Origin of the sequence: Actinomadura sp. CNU-125 (assembly GCF_001942465.1) — a bacterium.
Taxonomy (GTDB): Bacteria; Actinomycetota; Actinomycetes; order Streptosporangiales; family Streptosporangiaceae; genus Spirillospora.
This window is the reverse complement of the sequence record NZ_MKJY01000442.1, coordinates 1-2,667: the sequence shown is the minus strand read 5'-3', so window position 1 is coordinate 2,667 and position 2,667 is coordinate 1. Positions and strand designations below refer to the sequence as shown.

Sequence of the window (2,667 nt, the reverse complement as noted above, 5' to 3'; positions counted from 1 at the left end):
TCTTGATGACGCCCGCGACGCCCGCCGCCGCCTGCGTGTGCCCGATGTTCGACTTGATCGACCCCAGCCACAGCGGCTCGTCCCGGTCACGGCCGTAGACGGCCTGCAGCGCGCGCGCCTCGATCGGGTCGCCGAGGACGGTGCCCGTCCCGTGCGCCTCCACGGCGTCGACGTCGCCGGGGGCCAGCCGCGCCGCGGCCAGCGCCGCCCGGATGACGCCCTCCTGCGCGGCGCCGCTCGGCGCGGTGAGCCCGTTGCTGGCGCCGTCCTGGTTGACGGCCGACCCGCGGACCACCGCCAGGACGGGCAGGCCGTCGCGCACGGCGTCCGACAGCCTCGCCAGCAGCAGCACACCGGCGCCCTCCGCCCAGGCCGTCCCGTCGGCCGCCGCGGAGAACGGCTTGCAGCGCCCGTCCGGGGCCAGCCCCCGCTGGCGGCTGAACTCGACGAACATGCCGGGGTTGGACAGCACCGCCGCGCCGCCCGCCAGCGCGAGGTCGCACTCGCCGCCCCGCAGCGCCTGCCCCGCGAGGTGCAGCGCCACCATCGAGGACGAGCACGCGGTGTCGACGGTGACGGCCGGGCCCCGCAGACCCAGCGTGTAGGCGATCCGGCCGGACGCGACGCTCGGCGCCGTCCCCGTCAGCAGGTGCCCGCCCGCGGCGTCCCGCTCGTGCAGGCGCGGACCGTAGTCCGCGGCCGTCACGCCCATGAACACGCCCACCCGGCCGCCGTGCAGCGACCGCGGGTCGATCCGGGCGCGCTCGACCGCCTCCCAGGCCGTCTCCAGCAGCAACCGCTGCTGCGGGTCCATCGCGACGGCCTCGCGCGGACTGATCCCGAAGAACTCGGGATCGAACGCGGCGGCGTCCCGCAGAAACCCCCCGGCCGCGACGTACGACGTCCCGGGTGCCGCCGGTGCTTCCGGTGTTTCTGGTCCTCTTGGTGGTGCCGGCGCTACCGGCGTCCCCGATGCACCCAACGTGCCCGGCTTTCCTGGTGTGCCCGGTGTCGCCGTCGGCCCCGCCGTTGCCGGTGCCGGGGCGAGCAGCGTGGACAGGTCCCAGCCTCGGTCGGACGGGAACGGGCCTACGGCGTCCGTGCCGGACGCGATCAGGTCCCAGAACCGGTCCGGGGTGTCGGCGCCGCCCGGGAACCGGCAGCCCACGCCGACGATCGCGATCGGCTCGTCGCGCCGCGGCGCCCCGCCGTCTTCGGTGCCGTCGCCGGGGGCGTCGCCGTTCAGGTCGGCGGCGAGCCGCCGCGCCACCGCGGCGGGCGTCGGGTTCTCGTACACCAGGGTCTCCGGCAGCGGGACGCCCGTTTCCCGGGCGAGGCGCTCGCTCAGTTCGACGCCGAGCATCGAGTCGAACCCGAGGTCCTGGAACGGCAGCTCCGGGTCGATCGACGCGCGCCGTCGTGGCCCAGCACGAGCGCGGCCTGCTCCCAGGACGAGCGCGGTCAGCTCGCGCGCGCCCCTCCGCGGCGCCCGCCCCGCCGGTCCGGCCGCGGCCACCGCCGGTCCGGCCGCGGTTGCCGCGGCCGGTGCGGGGGCGTCGTCCGCGAGCCAGTGCGGGGTGCGTCTCGAACGCGTAGGTCGGCAGCGGCACCCGCGCGTCGCGTCCCGCGAACACCCGGTCCCATGCGACGGGCACGCCCACCGCGTGCGCCTGCGCGAGCGCGGTGACCAGCGTCTCCGGTTCCGGACGGCGCCGCCGCAGCAGCGGGACCACCGTCGCGCCCGAGCCGTGCGCGGTGCGGGCCAGGGAGGCGAGCACCGCGTCCGGCCCGACCTCGACGTAGGTGGCGACACCGGCGTCCCGCAGCGTCGCGAGCCCGTCGTGGAACCGCACCGTCCCGCGCAGGTGCCGGACCCAGTGGTCCGGGGACGCCAGTTCCGCGTCGGACGCGACCGCGCCCGTCACGTTCGTGACGATCGGGATCCGCGCGGGCCGGAACGCCAGCCCCGCCGCGACGGCGCGGAACTCCTCCAGGGCCGGGTCCATGTGGGACGAGTGGAAGGCGTGGCTCACGCGCAGCCGCTGCGTCGCGCGTCCCCGTTCGTCCCATTCGGCGGCGATCGCGAGGACGGTCTCCTCGTCGCCGGAGATCACCGTCGACTCCGGGCCGTTGATCGCCGCGATGGCCGCGCCGTCCCGCAGCGCGGCCTCGACGTCCGCCGCCGCCGCGCGGATCGACACCATCGCGCCCCCGGCCCGGGCGGCCTGCATCAGCCGTCCCCGCGCCGTCACCAGCGCGCACGCGTCCGGCAGCGACAGCACGCCGCTCACCTGGGCGGCGGCCAGCTCGCCCACCGAGTGCCCCAGCAGGTACGCGGGCTCGACGCCCCATCCCGCGAGCACCCGGTACAGCGCGACCTCGATCGCGAACAGCGCCGGCTGGGTCGTGTCGGTGCGCTCCAGGAGCGCCGCCTCCGGGGTGCCGGGCGCCGCGAACATCGCCGCCCGCAGCTCGCCGTCGAGATGCTCCAGCACCTCGTCGAGCGCCTCCGCGAACGCGGGCAGCGCCGCGTACAGGTCCCGGCCCATGCCCGGACGCTGCGACCCCTGGCCGGAGAACAGGAACGCCGCCGGGCCGTCCGCCGCCTTCCCCCGCACCGCGCGCGGCGACGGCCGTCCGGCGGCCAGCGCGTCGAGGCCCTCGCGC

General features: G+C 77.3%; 1 protein-coding gene and 1 pseudogene. Both read right to left on the bottom strand.

From position 1 onward, the window contains the following. A partial coding sequence (locus BJF79_RS54375) for a type I polyketide synthase (RefSeq protein WP_316043510.1) occupies positions 1-1,516 on the bottom strand: 1,516 nt, incomplete at its 3' end. A gap of 196 nt (positions 1,517-1,712) precedes the next feature. Further along, positions 1,713-2,549, bottom strand: a pseudogene (locus BJF79_RS67730) (acyltransferase domain-containing protein); the annotation flags it as partial. Positions 2,550-2,667: the final 118 nt, after the last annotated feature.